This is a genomic window from Stenotrophomonas sp. STEN014 (assembly GCF_056760315.1).
On the sequence record NZ_JBRREN010000003.1, the window covers coordinates 349,923 to 367,927 of the forward strand.

Sequence of the window (18,005 nt, forward strand, 5' to 3'; positions counted from 1 at the left end):
TGTGCGCTGAATCACAAATTCACCCGTGCCCGTCAAAAACTTGACGGTAGATAAATCCTCCATTAACACTCGGCCCATCCCGCAGTCATCTCTCACCCCGGTGAAGGAGCCGCGACAGGCGTGAGCCTCTCGTGCCGGCAGGACCGGAAGCGGGATCCACAACACCTCAGGGGGATCGCCAGGCACCTGATGCCCGGTGATGGCAGCGTCTGTACGCGCAAAAACAACCAGCCGACTTGAAGGAGCAGTGACGATGAATCGGATTTATCGCAAGGTCTGGAACAAGGTGTTGGGCCAGCTGGTAGTGGCTTCGGAGCTGGCCAGTTCCCATTCCCCCGGGGGGCTCGTGGACGCGCGCCGATCCGGCGGCGGCCAGTTCCAGAGCCTGGCGGTGGCCATCGCGCTGGCGCTGGGCATAGGAGGCGGGTCATTGGCGGTGCCGGCCGCCGCGCAATCGGTCGAGGTCGGCGGCAACGCGCTGTGCATCGTGCTCAACAGCAACATCCTGGACAACTGCGTGGTCGATGGCAGCGCTACCGCCTCCGGCACCAACGCCGTGGCCATCGGCGCGGCCACGGTCGCCTCCGGCGACTACAGCGTCGCCAGCGGCGACAGCGCCACGGCCAGCGGCGAGTACGCCGTGGCAGTGGGCGCCGAAAGCCAGGCCAGCGGCGAGCAGAGCACCGCGCTGGGGGCGGCGGCGCTGGCCGCCGGGGATGGCAGCGTGGCGGTGGGCACCCTGTCCGAGGCCGATGGCATCGAATCCACCGCGCTGGGCTACTACAGCACCGCCGCGGGCACCGGGGCCACCGCGCTCGGCGCCGAAAGCGTCGCCGTGGGTACCACCGCCGCCGCGATGGGTTTCCAGGCACAGGCCAGCGCCAGTTACGCCACCGCGGTCGGTGGCTTCGCGCAGGCCGCGGGTTTCAACAGCACCGCGCTGGGCAACAGCAGTGGCGCCTCCGGTGACAACGCCACCGCGCTGGGCTCGGACGCGGTGGCCAGCGGTGATGACAGCCTCGCCGCCGGTCAGGGCGCGCTGGCCACCGGCGTGAACAGCGTGGCGGTGGGTGGCTCCCTGTTCGGACTGTTGCCGGCAGAGGCCTCCGGCAACTACTCCACCGCGGTCGGCGGCGCGGCGTGGGCACCGGGCACCAACAGCACTGCGCTGGGCAATGCATCCATGTCGATCGGCAGCAACAGCGTGGCGCTGGGCGCCGATTCGCTGGCCGAGCGCGACAACACGGTTTCGGTCGGTGATACCGGCAACGAGCGGCAGATCACCCACGTCGCCGCCGGTACCGAAGGCACCGATGCGGTGAACAAGGACCAGCTCGATGCGGTCGCGGCGGTGGCTGAAACCACCGGCAAGTACTTCCAGGCCAGCGGCAGTGCCGACAGCGATGCCGGTGCTTACGTCGAAGGCGACAACGCACTGGCGGCCGGTGAAGCGACCAACGCCATCGGTGCCGGCAGCACCGCGCTGGGGGGCGGGGCCAATGCCTTGGCCGATTACGCCACCGCGGTGGGCTTCAACGCGCTGGCGGCGGCCGGCAATGCGTCAGCGTTTGGCAGCAGCGCGCAGGCACTGGGTGAGTACGCCACCGCGGTCGGTGCCGAGAGCATCGCGGCGGGCGAATTGAGCACGGCGACCGGCGCGGCCGCGCAGGCCAGTGGGGATGGCAGCGTGGCCAGCGGCGCGCTGGCCTTGGCCGAGGGCGCCGAGGCCACCGCCGTGGGGTTCTTCAGCACCGCCAGCGGTGAAGGGGCTACCGCGCTGGGCGCGGAAAGCGTGGCCGCAGGCGATGGCGCGACCGCTGCCGGGTTCGCCGCGCAGGCGGACAACGCTTATGCCACGGCGCTGGGCAGCGAGGCGCTCGCTTCGGGGCTGCAATCCACCGCCAGCGGTTTCCGCAGCGAGGCCAGCGGTGACGGTTCTGCCGCCTATGGCGGCTACAGCGCCGCCAGCGGCTTTGCGACCACCGCGCTGGGCTATGGCGCCAGCGCGTCGATGGAATCGGCCACGGCACTGGGTTTTGGCGCCAGTGCCAGCAACTATGACGCCACCGCGGTCGGCTCCAATGCGATCGCCAGCGGCGACAACAGCGTGGCGGTGGGCGGTGCGTTCTGGGGCCTGGTTGCGACCGAGGCGGCCGGCGACTACTCCACCGCGGTGGGCGGCGCGGCCTACGCCGGCGGCTTCAACAGCACCGCGCTGGGCAACTTCAGCGCCGCCAACGGCGATGCGAGCGTGGCCCTGGGCAGCGACTCGGCAGCCAATGGCGAGAACAGCGTGGCGCTGGGGGCCGGTTCGGTGGCCGAGCGCGACAACACGGTCTCGGTCGGCGATACCGGCAGCGAGCGGCAGATCACCCACGTCGCCGCCGGCAGCGAAGGCACCGACGCGGTGAACAAGGACCAGCTCGATGCGGTCGCGGCGGTGGCCGAGAACACCAGCAAATATTTCCAGGCCAGCGGCAGCGCCGACAGCGATGCCGGCGCCTATGTCGAAGGCGACAACGCGCTGGCCGCGGGCGAGGCGGCCAACGCCATCGGTGCCGGCACCGCCGCGCTGGGTAGCGGCGCCAACGCGCTGGCCGATTACGCCACCGCGGTGGGCTTCAACGCGCTGGCGGTGGCCGGCAACGCGGCCGCGTTCGGTACTGGTGCGCAGGCGCTGGGCGAGGACAGCCTCGCGCTGGGCAGTGGCGCGATGGCATCTGATACCGGCGCCACCGCCAGCGGCGCCGGCGCGCAGGCGGCGGGCACCTTCAGCACCGCCACCGGCAACGAAGCGGTGGCGTCGGACAACCAGGCCACGGCCACCGGCTTCCGCGCCACTGCGAGCAATGCCGGTGCCACCGCGCTCGGCGGTTACAGCGAGGCCAGCGGATTCCTGGCTTCGGCGCTGGGCTACGGCGCGGTCGCCTCCAGCGACTACACCACTGCGGTGGGGGTGGGGGCCACGGCCGCCGGTGCCAGCGCGGTGGCGGTGGGTGAATCCAGCGAAGCCACCGGCGATGAGAGCGTGGCAGTGGGCGGCACCACCTTCTCCGGTTTCATTCCGGCGCGCGCCTCCGGCACCGGGGCGGCGGCGTTCGGCGCCGGGGCTTGGGCCACGGACGCGTACACCACTGCGGTGGGCTGGAACGCCTGGGCCGATGCGGCCAGCGCCACTGCGCTCGGCGAGAGCGCGCTGGCCTTCGGCGTGAACAGCGTCGCGCTGGGTGCCGGCTCGGTGGCCGAGCGCGACAACACGGTCTCGGTCGGCGATAGCGGCAGCGAGCGGCAGATCACCCACGTCGCCGCCGGCACCGAGGGTACCGATGCGGTGAACCTGGACCAGCTCAATGCGGCCACGTTCGACGCGGTCAACACTGCCCGCTATTTCAAGGCCAGCGGCGACGGCGAGGCGACCGTCATCGGCGAGAACAGCCTGGCGGCCGGTTCCGGCGCCACGGCGGAAGGCGACAGTGCGACCGCACTGGGCAGTGACAGCCAGGCGCTGGCCACTGCGGCCACCGCGATCGGCAGCGAGGCGATGGCATTGGGTCTGGGCGCCAGCGCCTTCGGCCAGACCAGCATCGCTTTTGGCGATGCCAGTGTGGCGATGGGACAAAGCGCGATGGCCTTCGGGCTGGCCGATGTGGCGATCGGTGCCTCGGCCACGGCCGCCAGCGAGAACGGAGCGGCCACGGCCGTGGGTGGGCTCAGCGCCGCGGTGGCCGATGGCGCGACCGCGGTGGGCGGCGCGGCCCTCGCCGCCGGGCTGGGCAGCAGCGCGATCGGCCGCGGTGCCGAAAGCTACGGTGAGGCGGCCGTCGCGATGGGCGCGTTCAGCACCGCCGTGGCCGATTTCAGCATGGCGCTGGGTTCGAATTCGGCGGCGGTGGCCCTCGGCAGCGTGGCGCTGGGGGCCGGTTCGCTGGCCGACCGGGTCGATACGGTGTCCGTCGGCGCGGTCGAATACGGGCTGACCCGCCAGATCACCAGCGTCGCCGCCGGTACCGAAGGCACCGACGCGGTGAACAAGGACCAGCTCGATGCGGTCGCCGCGGTGGCTGAAAACACCGGCAAGTACTTCCAGGCCAGTGGCAGTGCCGACAGCGATGCCGGCGCCTATGTCGAGGGCGACAACGCGACCGCGTCGGGCGAGGCAAGCAATGCGATCGGCGACGGCGCATCGGCCTACGGCAGCGGTGCCAACGCGCTGGCCGATGGTGCCACCGCGGTGGGCATGAACGCGCTGGCCGCGGGCCAGAATGCAGCCGCCTTCGGCCAGAACGCCCAGGCGCAGGGACCGGGTGCGGTCGCAGTCGGCGGCAATGCGGTCGATGAGAACGGCAATGCGCTGATCACCGTGGACGGGGTGCCGGTGGACACCGGCGCGACCAGTGCCGGGGTCGGCGGTACCGCGCTGGGAGCCAGTGCCAATGCCGAAGGTTTTGCCGCCACCGCGGTCGGGGTGGGGGCGCAGGCGCAGGGCGACCAGTCCACCGCCAGTGGCGCGGTGGCCAACGCGCTGGGCGACTTCAGCACCGCCACCGGCTCGCAGAGCTATGCCGAGGGCGCCGGCGCCACCGCGGTGGGTTTCAACGCGGCCGCCTACGAGGACGGCAACGTGGCCGTCGGCCGCAATGCTTCGGCACTCGGTGCGGGCAGCCTGGCCATCGGTGACGGTGCCGAAACCGGCTTCGGTTTCTTCGGCATCGGTGCGGCCAATGCGGTGGCTATCGGCAGCGGCAGCTGGGCGTTTGGCGATGACGCCACCGCGATCGGTGCGGGCGCGTGGGCCTTCGACCAGCAGACCACAGCCATCGGCAGCAATGCGGTGGCCGGCGAGGTCAACTCGGTGGCACTGGGCGCCAACTCGGTCGCCGACCGGGCCAACAGCGTGTCGGTAGGTGATGTCGGCAGCGAGCGGCAGATCACCAACGTCGCCGCCGGTACCGAAGCCACTGATGCGGTGAACAAGGCGCAGCTGGATGAAGTGGCGGCCGTGGCCGAAGTCGGCCAGCAAACGGCCAGGTACTTCACCGCCAGCGGCAGCGATGACAGTGATGCCGGCGCGTATGTGGAAGGTGACAACGCCACCGCGGCCGGCGAGGCGAGCAATGCGATCGGCAATGGCGCCTCGGCCTACGGCAGCGGTGCCAACGCGGTGGCCGATGGTGCTACCGCGGTGGGCATGAATGCCTTGGCGGCTGGTCAGAACGCGGCCGCCTTCGGCCAGAACGCGCAGGCGCTCGGGCCGGGCGCGGTGGCGGTGGGGGGCAACGCGGTCGATGAAAATGGCAACCCGTTGATCACCGCCGGCGGGGTGCCGGTGGAGACCGGCGCCACCAGTGCCGGGGTCGGCGGAACCGCGCTGGGTGCCAGTGCCGATGCCGGCGGCTTTGCTGCAACCGCGGCCGGTGTCGGCGCCTATGCCCAGGGTGCGCAGTCCTCGGCCTTCGGCGCGGTGGCCAATGCGCTGGGTGACTACAGCACGGCGATGGGCACGCAGAGCTCGGCGTCGGGCACCAGCAGCGTGGCCATCGGTGGCCCGGCCGATCTGATCCCGGGTTGGGGCTTCTTTGTCGATACCCAGGCCAGTGGCGAGGCGTCCACCGCCGTGGGCGCCGGCGCGATTGCTTCCGGCGACTACGCGCTGGCCTCCGGTGCGCTGAGCGAAGCCTCCGGCGTTGAAGCCACCGCGATCGGCTATTTCGCCTATGCGCCGGGCGCCCGTGCCAGCGCGGTGGGCGCGCAAAGCTGGGCCAGCGGTGCCAACAGCGTGGCATTGGGCTACTACAGCACCAGCCGTGGTGCGGACAGCACCGCACTGGGGGCGAACGCCGAAGCGGTGGCCGCCAACAGTGTCGCGCTGGGTGCCGGCTCGGTGGCCGAACGCGCCAATAGCGTCTCGGTCGGTGCTGTCGGCAGCGAGCGCCAGATCGCCAACGTCGCCGCCGGTACCGAAGCCACCGATGCGGTGAACAAGGCGCAGCTGGATGAAGTGGCTGGACTGGCCGGGGAAACCAGCAAGTACTTCCAGGCCAGCGGTGAGGGCGTGGCCACCGCCGGCGGCACGAATAGTGTCGCGGCAGGCGCCGGGGCATCGGCAAGTGGCAATCGCAGCACCGCCCTGGGCACGGCCAGTACCGCCAATGCGACCGGTGCGACGGCCGTGGGCGCCGATGCGTCGGCCCGCGGCACCAACAGCACCGCGCTGGGCCGGCAGACCTCGATCACCGCGACCAACGGTGTGGCGATCGGCTACGGCGCGTTCGCCAGCAACGGCGCCAATGGCATCGCGATCGGCGCCGGTGCGGGGGTTTCCGGTACCAACTCGGTGGCGCTGGGGGCCGGTTCACGGGCCACCGAAGCCAACGTGGTGTCGGTCGGCGGGGGCAATGGAGTCGACGGGCCGGCCACGCGCCGCATCGTCAATCTCGCTGCCGGCCGCATCGCCGAAGGCAGTACCGATGCGGTCAACGGCAGCCAGCTCAACGTCACCAACCAGCGCGTGGGCGCGGTGGAAACCCGGGTCAGCGATATCGACAGCCGCATCGGCACGGTGGAAGGGGTGACCGCCAACGCGGTGACCTATGACGATGGCAGCCGTGCGGTGATGACGCTGGCCGGTGCGCAGGGCACCGTCCTCGACAACGTCGCCGCCGGCAGTATCGCCGCCGGCAGCATGCAGGCGGTCAATGGCGGGCAGCTGTTCCAGTCGCTGGGCAACATGGCCAGTTTCCTGGGGGGCGGTGCCGGCATCGGCATGCAGGGCATGTTCGTGGCGCCGAACTACGTGATCCAGGGCAGCACCTACAACAATGTCGGCGCCGCCTTGAGTGCGTTGGACCAGCAGGTCAGTTCCATCAACAGCCGTATCGCGAGCAATGGGAACGGCAACGGCAATGGCAATGGCAACGGACCGCGGGGTCGCGTGGCAGGCATCGCCGCCGTGACGCCGGCCGCCGTTGCGGGCGTGGCGCTGGGTGACCAGGCCGCGGCCAACAATGTGGCCGGGACCTCCATTGGCAATGGCAGCTACGCGCATGGCCTGAACGACACGGCGCTGGGCAGCAACGCCCGGGTCGATGCCGATGGCAGCACCGCGGTCGGCGCCAATACCTATATCAGCGCCGCCAGCACCAATGCGGTGGCGATGGGGGAGGGCGCAACGGTCAATGCCGCCTCGGGCACCGCGATCGGCCAAGGGGCGAGCGTGAGTGCACAGGGCGCGGTGGCCCTGGGCCAGGGCTCGGTGGCTGACCGCGCCAACACGGTGTCGGTGGGCGCTGCCGGCAGCGAGCGGCAGATCGCCAACGTCGCCGCCGGCACCCAGGCCACCGACGCGGTCAACAAAGCCCAGCTGGATAACGGCATCACCGCGGCCAACAGCTACACCGACAACCGCTTCGGCGCGATGGCCGACAGCTTCGCCATGTACAAGGGCGAGATCGATGACCGCCTGCGCCGTACCGATCGCCGTATCGATCGCCAGGGCGCCATGAACGCGGCGATGTTGAACATGGCCACCAGCGCCGCCGGCGTGCGCACGCAGAACCGGGTGGGCGTGGGCGTCGGCTTCCAGAGTGGCGAATCGGCGCTGTCCATCGGCTATCAGCGGGCGATCAGCGAGCGCGCCACGGTGACCCTGGGCGGCGCGTTCAGCAGTGATGACAGCTCGGTCGGCGTGGGTGCCGGTTTCGGCTGGTGATCAAGCTGCGGCGGCGTCCGTCCTGGGCGCCGCCGCATGCAGAGTGCAAGGCCTGAGGGGGCAGACCGCAGGAACCTTGGCTGGGCCGGCCAACGGATTCCGCAGGAGGTTTTTGGCCAGAACTGTCGCCTGATCCATGGACTTGAAGAGGACGTCAACGTGATCAACAAGCACAACCTTCGCATCAACGCCATCGCCGCCGCGGTGCTGACCCTGACGGTGGGGGCTGCCGCCCATGCCGCGCCGCAGCTGCAGGTCAAGGAGCCGGTGCAGGCGGCGCCGGCGGCGGTCCAGAGCTCCAGCCGCATCATTGTCAAATACCGTACCGGCAGCGCCGCCGCGCGCGACCGTTCCAGCAAAGTGTCGGTGGTGCAGTCGGCGCTGTCCCGTGCCAGCCTCGGCGCAGGCAAGGCCCGTGCTGCGGCGATCCGGGCCGAGCATGTGCGCACGCTGGGGGTGGGCGCGGATCTGATGCGCCTCGATGCCCGGCTCAACCGGGCCGAGCTGGACAAGGTGGTGGCCGAAATCGCCGCCGATCCGGCGGTGCTGTACGCCGAAGCCGACGTCAAACTGCAGCGTGTGGATTCGCCCAAGGCGAAGGAACAGCCGCAGCTGGTCCCCAACGACCAGTACTACCAGACCTACCAGTGGCACCTGCACAACGCCGCCGGGGGCATCAACGCGCCGGCGGCGTGGGACATCGCCCAGGGCGAAGGCGTGGTGGTGGCGGTGCTGGATACCGGGATCCTGCCGGGCCATCCGGATTTCGCCGGCAACCTGCTGCAGGGCTATGACTTCATTTCCGATGCCGAGACCTCGCGGCGCCCCACCGATGACCGTGTGCCGGGTGCGCTGGACTATGGCGACTGGGTGGCCACGGCCAACGAATGCGGCCCCAACACCCCGGCCGAGGACAGCTCCTGGCACGGCACCCACGTCGCCGGCACCATCGCCGAGGCGACCAACAACGGGATCGGCATGGCCGGGGTCGCCTACAAGTCGCAGGTGCTGCCGGTGCGCGTTCTCGGCAAATGCGGTGGCTACCTGTCCGACATCGCCGATGCGGTGACCTGGGCTTCCGGTGGCAGCGTGGCCGGTATTCCGGCCAATGCCACTCCGGCCGAGATCATCAACATGAGTCTGGGTGGCAACGGCACCTGCGGCAGCGTCTACCAGGATGCGATCAACGGCGCGGTGTCGCGTGGCACCACCGTGGTGGTGGCCGCAGGCAACAGCGCGGCCAACGCCGGCAACTACCGTCCGGCCAGCTGCAACAACGTGGTGGCGGTGGGCGCGACCCGTATTACCGGTGGCATCGCCTCGTACTCCAACTATGGTGCGGTGGTGGATCTGTCCGGTCCCGGCGGTGGCGGCGGGGTCGACGGCAATCCGGGCGGCTATGTCTGGCAGGCCGGCTACAACGGCACGACCACGCCCACCTCCGGCGCCTACAGCTATATGGGCATGGGCGGCACCTCGATGGCCTCGCCGCATGTCGCCGCGGTGGGCGCGCTGGTGCAGGGGGCACTGGCAGCAGCCAATCGCGACATCCTCACCCCGGCCCAGCTCGAAGCGCTGCTGAAACAGACCGCGCGGCCGTTCCCGGTGACCATCCCGGCCGCCACGCCGATCGGCAGCGGTATCGTCAATGCCAAAGCCGCGCTGGACAAGGCGTTGGAGGTGCCGTGCGATCCGGCGGTGGACACCTGCGGCCCGGTCGCCACGCCGCTGACCAACAAGGTGGTGGTGTCCGGTCTGGCCGGTGCGGCCGGCAGCGAAGCGCTGTACAGCTTCCAGGCACAGGCCGGCGCGGTGCTGAGCATCCTCACCTACGGCGGTACCGGCAATGTCTCGTTGTACGTCCGCCTGGGCGAGGAGCCGAGCAGCACCGTATTCGACGCCAAGTCCGCGCGCGCCGGCAACAGCGAGACGGTGCGCTTCACCGCGCCGGCGGCGGGGACCTACTACATCAAGCTGGTGGGGGCTTCGGCCTACAGCGGGGTGAGCCTGGTGGCACGCCAGTAAGTGATCGACGGTGGTATCCGGGAACCCCGGCATTGCCGGGGTTTCCTTTATATGCGCCATCGGTTGCTGCGCGCGGACGGAACGCGCGGGCGAACTGCTAAAGTTCCGGCAACACAGGAGGATTGCGTGAACGCGGTAGCCAACGACGCCACTCTTGCGCCTGCCGAACGCATCATCCAGCTGCTGCTGGCCCAGGGCCGGCTGAAAGAGCCGGATCTGCTGCGTGCGCGGCAACTGCAGCGCGATGCCGGCGGCGATCTGCTGGGGTTGCTGGGACGGCTGGGACTGGTATCCGAGCGCGATCATGCCGACGCCTGCGCGCAGGTGCTTGGCCTGCGCCTGCTGGGGGTCAAAGACGTGCCAACCGCGCCGCCCGAGCTGGTCGAGGATGTGCAACCGATCGCGCTGCGCTTTCTCAAACAGTTCCATGTCTTGCCGCTGGGCGAGCAGCGCGGGCGTATCGCGTTGTGGATGGCCGATCCCTATGACCGCTACGCGATCGAAGCGATCCAGCTGGCCACCGGCTGCGAGGTCGCACCGGCGGTCGGCGTGCGCAGCGAGATCGCCGACCTGATCGAACGCTGGCACGGCCAGGGCCGCAGCGCGATGGATGCACTGCTGGAATCGACCGATGGCGAGGCTGCGCCGCTCGATGACATCGAGCACCTGCGCGATCTGGCTTCCGAAGCGCCGGTGATCCGGCTGGTGAATCTGCTGATCCAGCGGGCGGTGGAGCTGCGCGCCTCGGACATCCATGTCGAGCCGTTCGAGAACCGCCTGAAGGTGCGTTACCGCGTCGACGGCGTATTGGTCGATGGCGAGAGCCCGCCGGTGAATCTCACCGCCGCGGTGATCAGCCGTATCAAGATCATGGCGCGGCTCAACATTGCCGAGCGGCGGCTGCCGCAGGACGGCCGCATCATGCTGCGGGTGCAGGGCAAGGAGCTGGACCTGCGCGTGAGCACCATGCCCACCGCGCATGGCGAAAGCGTGGTGATGCGCCTGCTGGACCGCGAGACGGTGGTGTTCGACTTCCAGCGGCTGGGCTTTGACGAGGCCTTCCTGCCGCAGTTCCGCAAGGTGCTGGAGCAGCCGCACGGCATCCTGCTGGTCACCGGTCCGACCGGCTCGGGCAAGACCACCACGCTGTACACCGCGCTGAGCCAGCTCAACACCGACCAGGTGAAAATCATCACCGTCGAGGACCCGGTCGAGTACCAGCTCGAAGGCATCAACCAGATCCAGGCCAAGCCGCAGATCGGGCTGGATTTCGCCAGCGCGCTGCGCAGCATCGTGCGCCAGGACCCGGACATCATCATGATCGGCGAGATGCGCGATGTGGAAACCGCGCGCATCGCCATCCAGTCCGCGCTCACCGGCCATCTGGTGCTGTCCACCCTGCATACCAACAACGCCGCCGGCGGCATCACCCGGCTGCTGGACATGGGCGTGGAGGATTACCTGCTCACCTCCACCATCAACGGCATCCTCGCCCAGCGTCTGGTGCGGCGGCTGGAGCCGACCCACGCCTTGCGTTATCAAGCATCGCCGGAAGAAATCGAACGCTTCGACCTGCGCCGCTTCCAGCCGCAGGGTGAGATCCACCTGTACCGGCCGCAGCCCTCGGCGCTGGCACCTACCGGCTATCTGGGCCGCACGACCATTGTCGAATTCCTGGTGATGGACGATGCGCTGCGCGGTGCGGTGATGCGCAAGGCGGGCATGGGCGAGATCGAGCAGCTCGCGCGTGCGGCCGGCATGCGCACCATGTACGAGAACGGCATCGGCAAAGCCCTGCGTGGCGAAACCACGCTGGAAGAAGTGCTGCGGGTGACGGAGGACGCATGAGCCGTTGTCTGGGATCGCTCCATCCGGAGACGCATTGCTGATGCCGCTGTACCGCTACAAGGCGCTGGATACGCGCGGCGAGCTGCTCGACGGGCAGCAGGAAGCGGCCAGCGACAGCGAGGTGGTCGCGCGCCTGCAGGAACAGGGCCATCTGCCGGTCGAGGTGCGCCTGTCCAGTGGTTCGGGTGTCGCGGGCGGCGGCTGGAAGCCGTGGCGCCGGCGTCCGTTCGATGGCGCCGCGCTGGTGCGGTTCACCCAGCAGCTGGCCACCTTGCTGGGGGCGGGGCAGCCGCTGGACCGGGCGTTGTCGATTCTGCTGGAGACGCCCGAGGATGCGGCCCAGCAGCGGGTGATCGGCGATATCCGCCAGACGGTGCGCGCCGGTGCACCGCTGTCGCAGGCGCTGGAGCATCAGCACGGGGTGTTCTCGCGGTTGTACGTGAACATGGTGCGCGCCGGTGAGGCCGGCGGCAGTCTGCATGAAACGCTGCAGCGCCTGGCCGATTATCTGGAGCGCAGCCAGCAGTTGAAGGGGCGGGTGATCAACGCGCTGATCTACCCGGCGATCCTGCTGCTGGTGGTGGGGCTTGCGCTACTGTTCCTGCTCGGCTACGTGGTGCCGCAGTTCGCGCAGATGTATGAAAGCCTGGAGGTGGCGCTGCCGTGGTTCACCCGGGCGGTGCTGCAGCTGGGTCTGCTGGTGCGCGACGGGTGGATCGTGCTGCTGGTGGTGCCGGCGCTGGCGCTGCTGTGGGTCGAACGCAAACGGCGCGATCCGGATTTCCGCCTGGCCTTTGACGGCTGGCTGCTGCGGCGGCCGATGGTCGGCCCGTTGCTGGGCAAGCTGGAAACCGCGCGGCTGGCGCGCACGCTGGGCACCTTGCTGCACAACGGCGTGCCGCTGCTGGCCGGGCTGGGGATCGCCCGCAATGTGCTGGGCAACCGCGCGCTGGCCGCCGATGTCGGCGCCGCCCGTGAGGACGTGAAAAACGGCATCGGCCTGTCCACCGCGCTGGGCCGCAACGGCCGGTTCCCGCGGCTGGCGCTGCAGATGATCCAGGTGGGCGAGGAGTCCGGCGCACTGGAAAGCATGCTGCACAAGACCGCCGACACCTTCGAACAGGAAACCGCGCGGGCCATCGACCGCCTGCTTGCCGCGCTGGTGCCGGTGATCACCCTGCTGCTGGCGGCGGTGGTCGGCATGGTGATCATCGCCGTGCTGGTGCCGCTGTACGACCTGACCAATGCCATCGGCTGAATCCGGAAAATGCCGCAACTGTGGAGATTGTCATGAAACGCACCCAACGAGCACCGCACGCGCGCCGCCACCAGGCGGGCATGAGCCTGCTGGAAATCATCATCGTGATCGTGTTGATCGGCGCGGTGCTTACCGTGGTCGGCAGTCGCGTACTGGGCGGGGCGGACCGTGGCAAAGCCAATCTGGCCAAGACCCAGATCCAGACCCTGGCCGGCAAGGTGGAGAACTTCCAGCTCGATACCGGCCGGCTGCCGGCCAAGCTCGAGGATCTGGCCGCGCAGCCGGCCGGGGTCAGCGGCTGGCTGGGGCCGTATGCCAAACCCAGCGAGTTCAATGATCCGTGGGGTCATGCCATCGAGTACCGGGTGCCGGGCGAAGCCGGCCCGTTCGATCTGAAAAGTCTGGGCAAGGACGGCCGCCCCGGTGGCACCAGTTACGACGCGGACATCAGCGTCGAGTAAGACCGATGCCCACGCTGTCCGCGCCCGTTTTTCCGCATCAGCGGCCGCATCGCGCGTACCGCCGGCCAGCGGTGGCGGGCATGTCGTTGCTGGAGATGCTGCTGGTGCTGGCCTTGATGGCGGCCATTGGCCTGATCGCGGCGATGGCGATGAACGGCGGGCTGGCCGGCATGCGTCTGCGTTCGGCCGGCAAGGAGGTGGCCGCGCAGCTGCGGCATACCCGCACCCAGGCTGTCGTCAGCGGCGTGCCGCAGCGCTTCAGCATCGATCCGCGCACGCGCCGTTGGCAGGCCGCTGGCGGGCGTGATGGCCAGCTGCCGGCCGCCCTGGCGGTGCGCTTTGCCGGTGCCCGTCAGGCACAGGCGCGCACTGACGAAGGCGTGATCGGTTTTTTTGAAGACGGCGCCTCCACCGGCGGGCGTATCGAGCTGAGTTCGGGCAGTGCGGTGTGGCGGGTGGATGTGAGCTGGATCACCGGTGAGGTGAGCTCGGGCCCGGTGCGCGCGGATGCGGCGCGATGAAGCGGCAGCGCGGTTATTCGCTGATCGAGGTGATCGTCGCGTTCGCGTTGCTGGCGCTGGCGATGACCCTGTTGCTGGGCAGCCTGTCCGGGGCCGCGCGGCAGGTGCGCACGGCCGACGCGCAGGGGCGCGCGGCCTTGCATGCACAGTCGCTGCTGACGGCGGCCGGTATCGAGGCCCCGTTGGCGGCGGGACGGCGCCAGGGCGACTGGGAGCAGGGCCGCTATCGCTGGACGCTGGAGGTGACGCCTTACCTGGAGCCGCGCCAGACCGCGCCGGACGCGGCGCTGTGGCAGCTGGATCTGCAGGTGCGCTGGGGCCAGGCACCGGCCGAGCAGTTGCGCTGGCGCACGTTGCGACTGCGCAGCCCGGCGGTTGCCGAGGGGTTGCCATGAGGTCACGGTCACGTGCGATGGGCGGCTTCACCCTGATCGAAATCCTGCTGGCCACGGTGTTGCTTGCCGCCGGCATGGCGCTGGCGTTCGCCGCAGTGCGTTCGACACTGGCGGTCAGTACCCGCGGTGAGACCCTCGCCAGCGGCAACGAACGGATGCGCGCAGTCGATGGCTTTCTGCGCCGGCGCTTGAGCGCGGCGATGCCGCTGGCGATCGGCGCCGTCGATCCTGAAACCGGCACCGCACCGGTGTTCATCGGCGATGCGCGGCATCTGCAGTTTGTCGCCGAGGTGCCGGACTATCTCGGCCGCGGGGGCCCCTACCTGCATGAGCTGGAGGTTCAGGACGACGGACAGGCGCTGCGGCTGACGCTCTCGCTGACCCTGCTGCAGGCAGGCACGCGCATTGAAGAGCAACCGGTACGTGGCGCCGAGCTGCTGGTCGATGGATTGAAGGCGGTACGGTTGCGCTACCGCGGTCGTGATCCGCGTACCGGTGCGCTGATGGACTGGCAGGAGCAGTGGGCAACGCCGGCGCGGCTGCCGGTGCTGGTATCCATCGAGATCATTCCGCAGCAGGGACCTGCCTGGCCGCCGCTGCTGGTGGCCCCGCCGCAGTACGGCCGTGCCGGGGGATGGCGATGAGGTCGCGTGGCGCCGCACTGGTGCTGGTGTTGTGGCTGGTGGCGTTGCTGGCCGCCACCATCGGCACGTTCGCGCTCACCGCCAAGGTGGAATACCTGCAGGGCCGGGTGCTTGCGCAGATGGCCGCCGGTCAGCAGACCGCGCGCGCCGGTCTGGAATATGCGCTCTCGCGCCTGCGGCCCGATCCGCTGCGGCCGGCGTGGCAGGCCGATGGGCGTCCCTATCGCTGGCAGTTCGATGGCCGCACCGTGGAACTGCGGATCGTGGCTGAAACCGGCAAGGTCGATCTGAACCTGGCCGAGCGGCCCCTGCTGGAAGGGCTGCTGCGGGCGCTGGCGGTGGAGCCGGCGCGGGCCTCGCAACTGGCCGGGGCGATGGTCGACTGGCGCGACCGCGACGGGTTGCTGCAACCGGCCGGCGGTGCCGAGTCCGCAGACTATGCCGCCGCCGGTCTGCCGTATGGCGCCAAGAACGCACCGTTCGAGACTGTCGGCGAGCTGCAGCTGCTGCTGGGCATGGATGCGGCGCTGTACACGCGGCTGGCGCCGCTGGTGACGGTGTTCGGCACTCCGCAGCCGGACGTCCGTTTTGCCGCCGCACCGGTATTGACCGCAATGGGGCTGGAGCCCGCGCAGGTCATCGCCGCACGTGAGCGGGGCGCCATGGCCGTCATCGATGGAACTTCGCCCGCGCCGCCGGCATCGGCCGGCAACGGCACTTATAGTATCGACAGCCGGGTGCAGCTCGGCGGCGAGCGTCAGGTGGTGCTGCGCGCGGTGGTCCGCGCAGGCAGCGGCGCGGGGACAGGCGGCTACACGGTAATACGCTGGGAACAGGGAGCGGCGGCACGATGACGGCGGTGCGGGGAAGTCTGGAAAAGTTGGGGGCACACCTTGCACCGGGGATCGGAGGTTTCCGGCACTGGTGGTCGCGCGCCCTGCTGTCCTGGCTGCCGGCGCAATGGCGGGTCTTGCTGGGTTGTTCGGACGCGCGCCTGCTGTTGTCGCCAGCACCCGACGCGGTGCAGGTTTCGTGCTGCCGGGCCGGCCGGACCGTGCCGCTGCAGCGGCTGGTGGCGCCGGTGACACCAGCGGTGCTGGAGTCGGCCTTGCCGGCGCAGGAGCGCGCGCTGCCCCGCGTTGCGGTGCTGCCCGCCACGGCGGTGCTACGTCGGCGCTTGCAATTGCCGGCCGCGGCCGAGACCCGGCTGCGGGAAGTGGTGCGCTTCGAGATCGACCGGCAGACGCCTTTTTCCGCCGACCAGGTGTTCTTCGATGTGCGGGTGGTATCGCGTCATGGCGACGGACCGTTGGAGGTGGAGCTGGTGGTGGCGCCGCGGCAGCAGCTGGAAACGCTGATGTCGCCGCGCGAGGCCTGGGCCGGCCAGCTCGACGGGGTGGACGTGCTGGATACCGATGGCGAGCCATTGGCGGTGAATCTGCTGCCGCTGGCACAGCGCCGGCAGCGGCAGCAACCGCTGCGACGGTTCAATCGCCTGCTGCTGCTCGCGGCGCTGGTCATGCTGGTCTTGGCCGGCTGGCAGTTGCTGGACAACCGCCGACAGGCGGCCGCGGCGCTGGCCACCCAGGTCGACGGGTTGGCGGCGCGCGCGCGCGCGGTGTCCGCGCAGCGGCAGCAGTTGCAGGATCTGCTCGATGGACAGGCGTTTTTCACGCAACGCGGCACGCAGCAGGTGGCGATGACCGGGCTGCTCGACGAATTGAGCCTGCGACTGCCGGAAGACACCTGGGTTGAAAAACTGGACGTGGAAAATGGCCGCCTGCAGCTGATCGGCTTCAGTGGCAGCGCTTCGGCGCTGGTGCCGCTGCTGGAGGATTCTCCGCACTGGAAGACACCGGCATTGACCGGCGTGTTGCAATCGACGGGCGGCCGTGACCGCTTCACGCTCGTTGCCGAGCTGCAACCGCCCGTGATGGAGACCGCCGATGGCGCTGTCCCCCACACGCCGTGACCGCTGGCTGGCCCTGGCCCTGCTGTTGCTGGCGCTGGCGCTGGTCTATCTGCTGCTGATCCACCCGCTGTTCACCCGGCCGTTGCAGGAGGTGGATGCGCAGGTGGCGGCGTTGCAGGAACGCCAGCAGCGCATCGCCCTGCAGTTGCGGCAGGCGCCGCAGATCGCCCAGCGCCTGCAACAGGCGCAACAGCAACTGGCCCTGCAACCCGGGTTCATGGACGAGCTATCGCCCGAGCTGGCGGCCTCGGCGCTGGTGCAGCGACTGGAAACGGCGGTGCGCCAGGCCAGTCCGGGCAATCGCAGCTGCGCGATCAGTGACCGCTCGCCGTTGCCGGCCGATCACAGCGGGCGCTTCGTGCGCGTTGCGATCCAGGCGCGGCTGCGCTGCGGCAACCGCGAGCTGATCGCCGTGCTGCATGCCCTGGAAAGTGGCAGTCCTTATCTGGAGGTCACCCGTCTGGATATCCTCGCCCAACCCGCCGCCACGCCGCCGGGCGCCAGTGGCGGCGGACTGGATGCGGCCTTCGAGCTGGCCGGCTATCTGCGCCCGCAACCGCACGGGCCGGCGGCAGGAGCGGTGCATGCGCCCTGACGCGGCTGGATTGCGGACCTGGTGGCTGGCGACGCTGGCGGCATGGGCACTGCTGGGGTGGATCGCCACGCTGTGCGGGCTCGGCAGCCGGCTGCCGGGGCCGGCCGATGACCGGGTCGCCCCGGCCCTTCCGCGGATCCCTGCGCCCGCTCCAGACCGGCTCGGGCCGGCGGGCGATTACGCCGCCGCCACCTCGCGTCCGCTGTTCGCGCCGGACCGCCAGCCGCACCCGTTTGTTCTGGAGGCGGACGGCCAGGCAGCGACGGCGGTGCGGCTGACCGGCGTGTTGATGGCTCCGGGCACGGCGTTGGCAACGCTGACCACCGATCAGGGCCAGTCCTTGCGCCTGCGGCTGGGCGGCGAACCGGTGGCCGGCTGGCAGTTGCTGTCCCTGGCGCCGCGCAGCGCGGTGGTGTCGGGGCCGCCGGGTACCTTGCAGCTGCAGTTGCAGGTGTTCAACGGAAGCGGGGGGGGCCCCCCCCCCGGCCCCGCGGCCCGCCCCCCGGCGCCCGCGGCCCCCCCCCGGGGGGGGCACCCCCCCGCCCCCGGCGCGTTCCCCGGGGGGGGGGGGGATGCCC

Annotated in this window: 12 protein-coding genes; all 12 read left to right on the forward strand. The window is 70.0% G+C overall.

The features are described from left to right. Nucleotides 1–253: 253 nt before the first annotated feature. Nucleotides 254–7,708: an ESPR-type extended signal peptide-containing protein gene (locus tag ACVOMC_RS06585; RefSeq protein ID WP_481523313.1), complete on the forward strand. Its 7,455-nt coding sequence runs from the start codon at nt 254–256 to the stop codon at nt 7,706–7,708. Between the two features lie 159 nt (nt 7,709–7,867). Continuing rightward, on the forward strand, nt 7,868–9,733 hold the full coding sequence (locus tag ACVOMC_RS06590) for a S8 family peptidase (protein ID WP_481523314.1): 1,866 nt from the start codon (nt 7,868–7,870) through the stop codon (nt 9,731–9,733). Nucleotides 9,734–9,859: 126 nt separating this feature from the next. Then, entirely contained in the window at nt 9,860–11,581 is a 1,722-nt protein-coding gene (gspE, locus tag ACVOMC_RS06595; protein WP_481523315.1) for a type II secretion system ATPase GspE, read from the forward strand. 40 nt (nt 11,582–11,621) lie between these two features. Beyond that, nucleotides 11,622–12,839, forward strand: a complete 1,218-nt coding sequence (xpsF, locus tag ACVOMC_RS06600; protein ID WP_481523335.1) for a type II secretion system protein XpsF — start codon at nt 11,622–11,624, stop codon at nt 12,837–12,839. Between the two features lie 32 nt (nt 12,840–12,871). Beyond that, nucleotides 12,872–13,300: a type II secretion system major pseudopilin GspG gene (gene gspG, locus ACVOMC_RS06605; protein ID WP_481523316.1), complete on the forward strand. Its 429-nt coding sequence runs from the start codon at nt 12,872–12,874 to the stop codon at nt 13,298–13,300. A gap of 80 nt (nt 13,301–13,380) precedes the next feature. Continuing rightward, nucleotides 13,381–13,821, forward strand: coding sequence for a type II secretion system protein XpsH (xpsH, locus tag ACVOMC_RS06610; protein ID WP_241772707.1), 441 nt, complete (start codon nt 13,381–13,383; stop codon nt 13,819–13,821). Continuing rightward, nucleotides 13,818–14,216 (forward strand): type II secretion system protein XpsI, encoded by a 399-nt coding sequence (gene xpsI / locus ACVOMC_RS06615; RefSeq protein ID WP_481523317.1) that lies wholly within the window; start codon nt 13,818–13,820, stop codon nt 14,214–14,216. Before xpsH ends, xpsI begins: the two co-directional genes overlap by 4 nt. Next, on the forward strand, nt 14,213–14,860 hold the full coding sequence (locus tag ACVOMC_RS06620; RefSeq protein ID WP_481523318.1) for a type II secretion system protein J: 648 nt from the start codon (nt 14,213–14,215) through the stop codon (nt 14,858–14,860). The genes xpsI and ACVOMC_RS06620 overlap by 4 nt, the downstream gene beginning before the upstream one ends. After that, nucleotides 14,857–15,714 carry a type II secretion system minor pseudopilin gene (locus ACVOMC_RS06625; RefSeq protein ID WP_481523319.1) on the forward strand — a complete coding sequence of 286 codons (858 nt, stop codon included), beginning with the start codon at nt 14,857–14,859 and terminating at the stop codon, nt 15,712–15,714. Before ACVOMC_RS06620 ends, ACVOMC_RS06625 begins: the two co-directional genes overlap by 4 nt. Then, nucleotides 15,711–16,832 carry a PilN domain-containing protein gene (locus ACVOMC_RS06630; protein ID WP_481523320.1) on the forward strand — a complete coding sequence of 374 codons (1,122 nt, stop codon included), beginning with the start codon at nt 15,711–15,713 and terminating at the stop codon, nt 16,830–16,832. The genes ACVOMC_RS06625 and ACVOMC_RS06630 overlap by 4 nt, the downstream gene beginning before the upstream one ends. Further along, nucleotides 16,807–17,427, forward strand: a complete 621-nt coding sequence (gspM, locus tag ACVOMC_RS06635) for a type II secretion system protein GspM (RefSeq protein ID WP_481523321.1) — start codon at nt 16,807–16,809, stop codon at nt 17,425–17,427. The genes ACVOMC_RS06630 and gspM overlap by 26 nt, the downstream gene beginning before the upstream one ends. Further along, nucleotides 17,417–18,005 (forward strand): hypothetical protein (locus ACVOMC_RS06640; protein WP_481523322.1); only part of this gene is annotated, 589 nt, incomplete at its 3' end. The genes gspM and ACVOMC_RS06640, both read left to right, overlap by 11 nt.

Bases quoted from the DNA above. Each gene is read 5' to 3' on its own strand.
- xpsH (WP_241772707.1), top strand. From the start codon at position 13,381: ATGTCGTTGCTGGAGATGCTGCTGGTGCTGGCCTTGATGGCGGCCATT.
- ACVOMC_RS06630 (WP_481523320.1), top strand. From the start codon at position 15,711: ATGACGGCGGTGCGGGGAAGTCTGGAAAAGTTGGGGGCACACCTTGCA.
- gspG (WP_481523316.1), top strand. From the start codon at position 12,872: ATGAAACGCACCCAACGAGCACCGCACGCGCGCCGCCACCAGGCGGGC.
- ACVOMC_RS06585 (WP_481523313.1), top strand. From the start codon at position 254: ATGAATCGGATTTATCGCAAGGTCTGGAACAAGGTGTTGGGCCAGCTG.
- ACVOMC_RS06620 (WP_481523318.1), top strand. From the start codon at position 14,213: ATGAGGTCACGGTCACGTGCGATGGGCGGCTTCACCCTGATCGAAATC.
- xpsF (WP_481523335.1), top strand. From the start codon at position 11,622: ATGCCGCTGTACCGCTACAAGGCGCTGGATACGCGCGGCGAGCTGCTC.
- ACVOMC_RS06625 (WP_481523319.1), top strand. From the start codon at position 14,857: ATGAGGTCGCGTGGCGCCGCACTGGTGCTGGTGTTGTGGCTGGTGGCG.
- xpsI (WP_481523317.1), top strand. From the start codon at position 13,818: ATGAAGCGGCAGCGCGGTTATTCGCTGATCGAGGTGATCGTCGCGTTC.
- gspM (WP_481523321.1), top strand. From the start codon at position 16,807: ATGGCGCTGTCCCCCACACGCCGTGACCGCTGGCTGGCCCTGGCCCTG.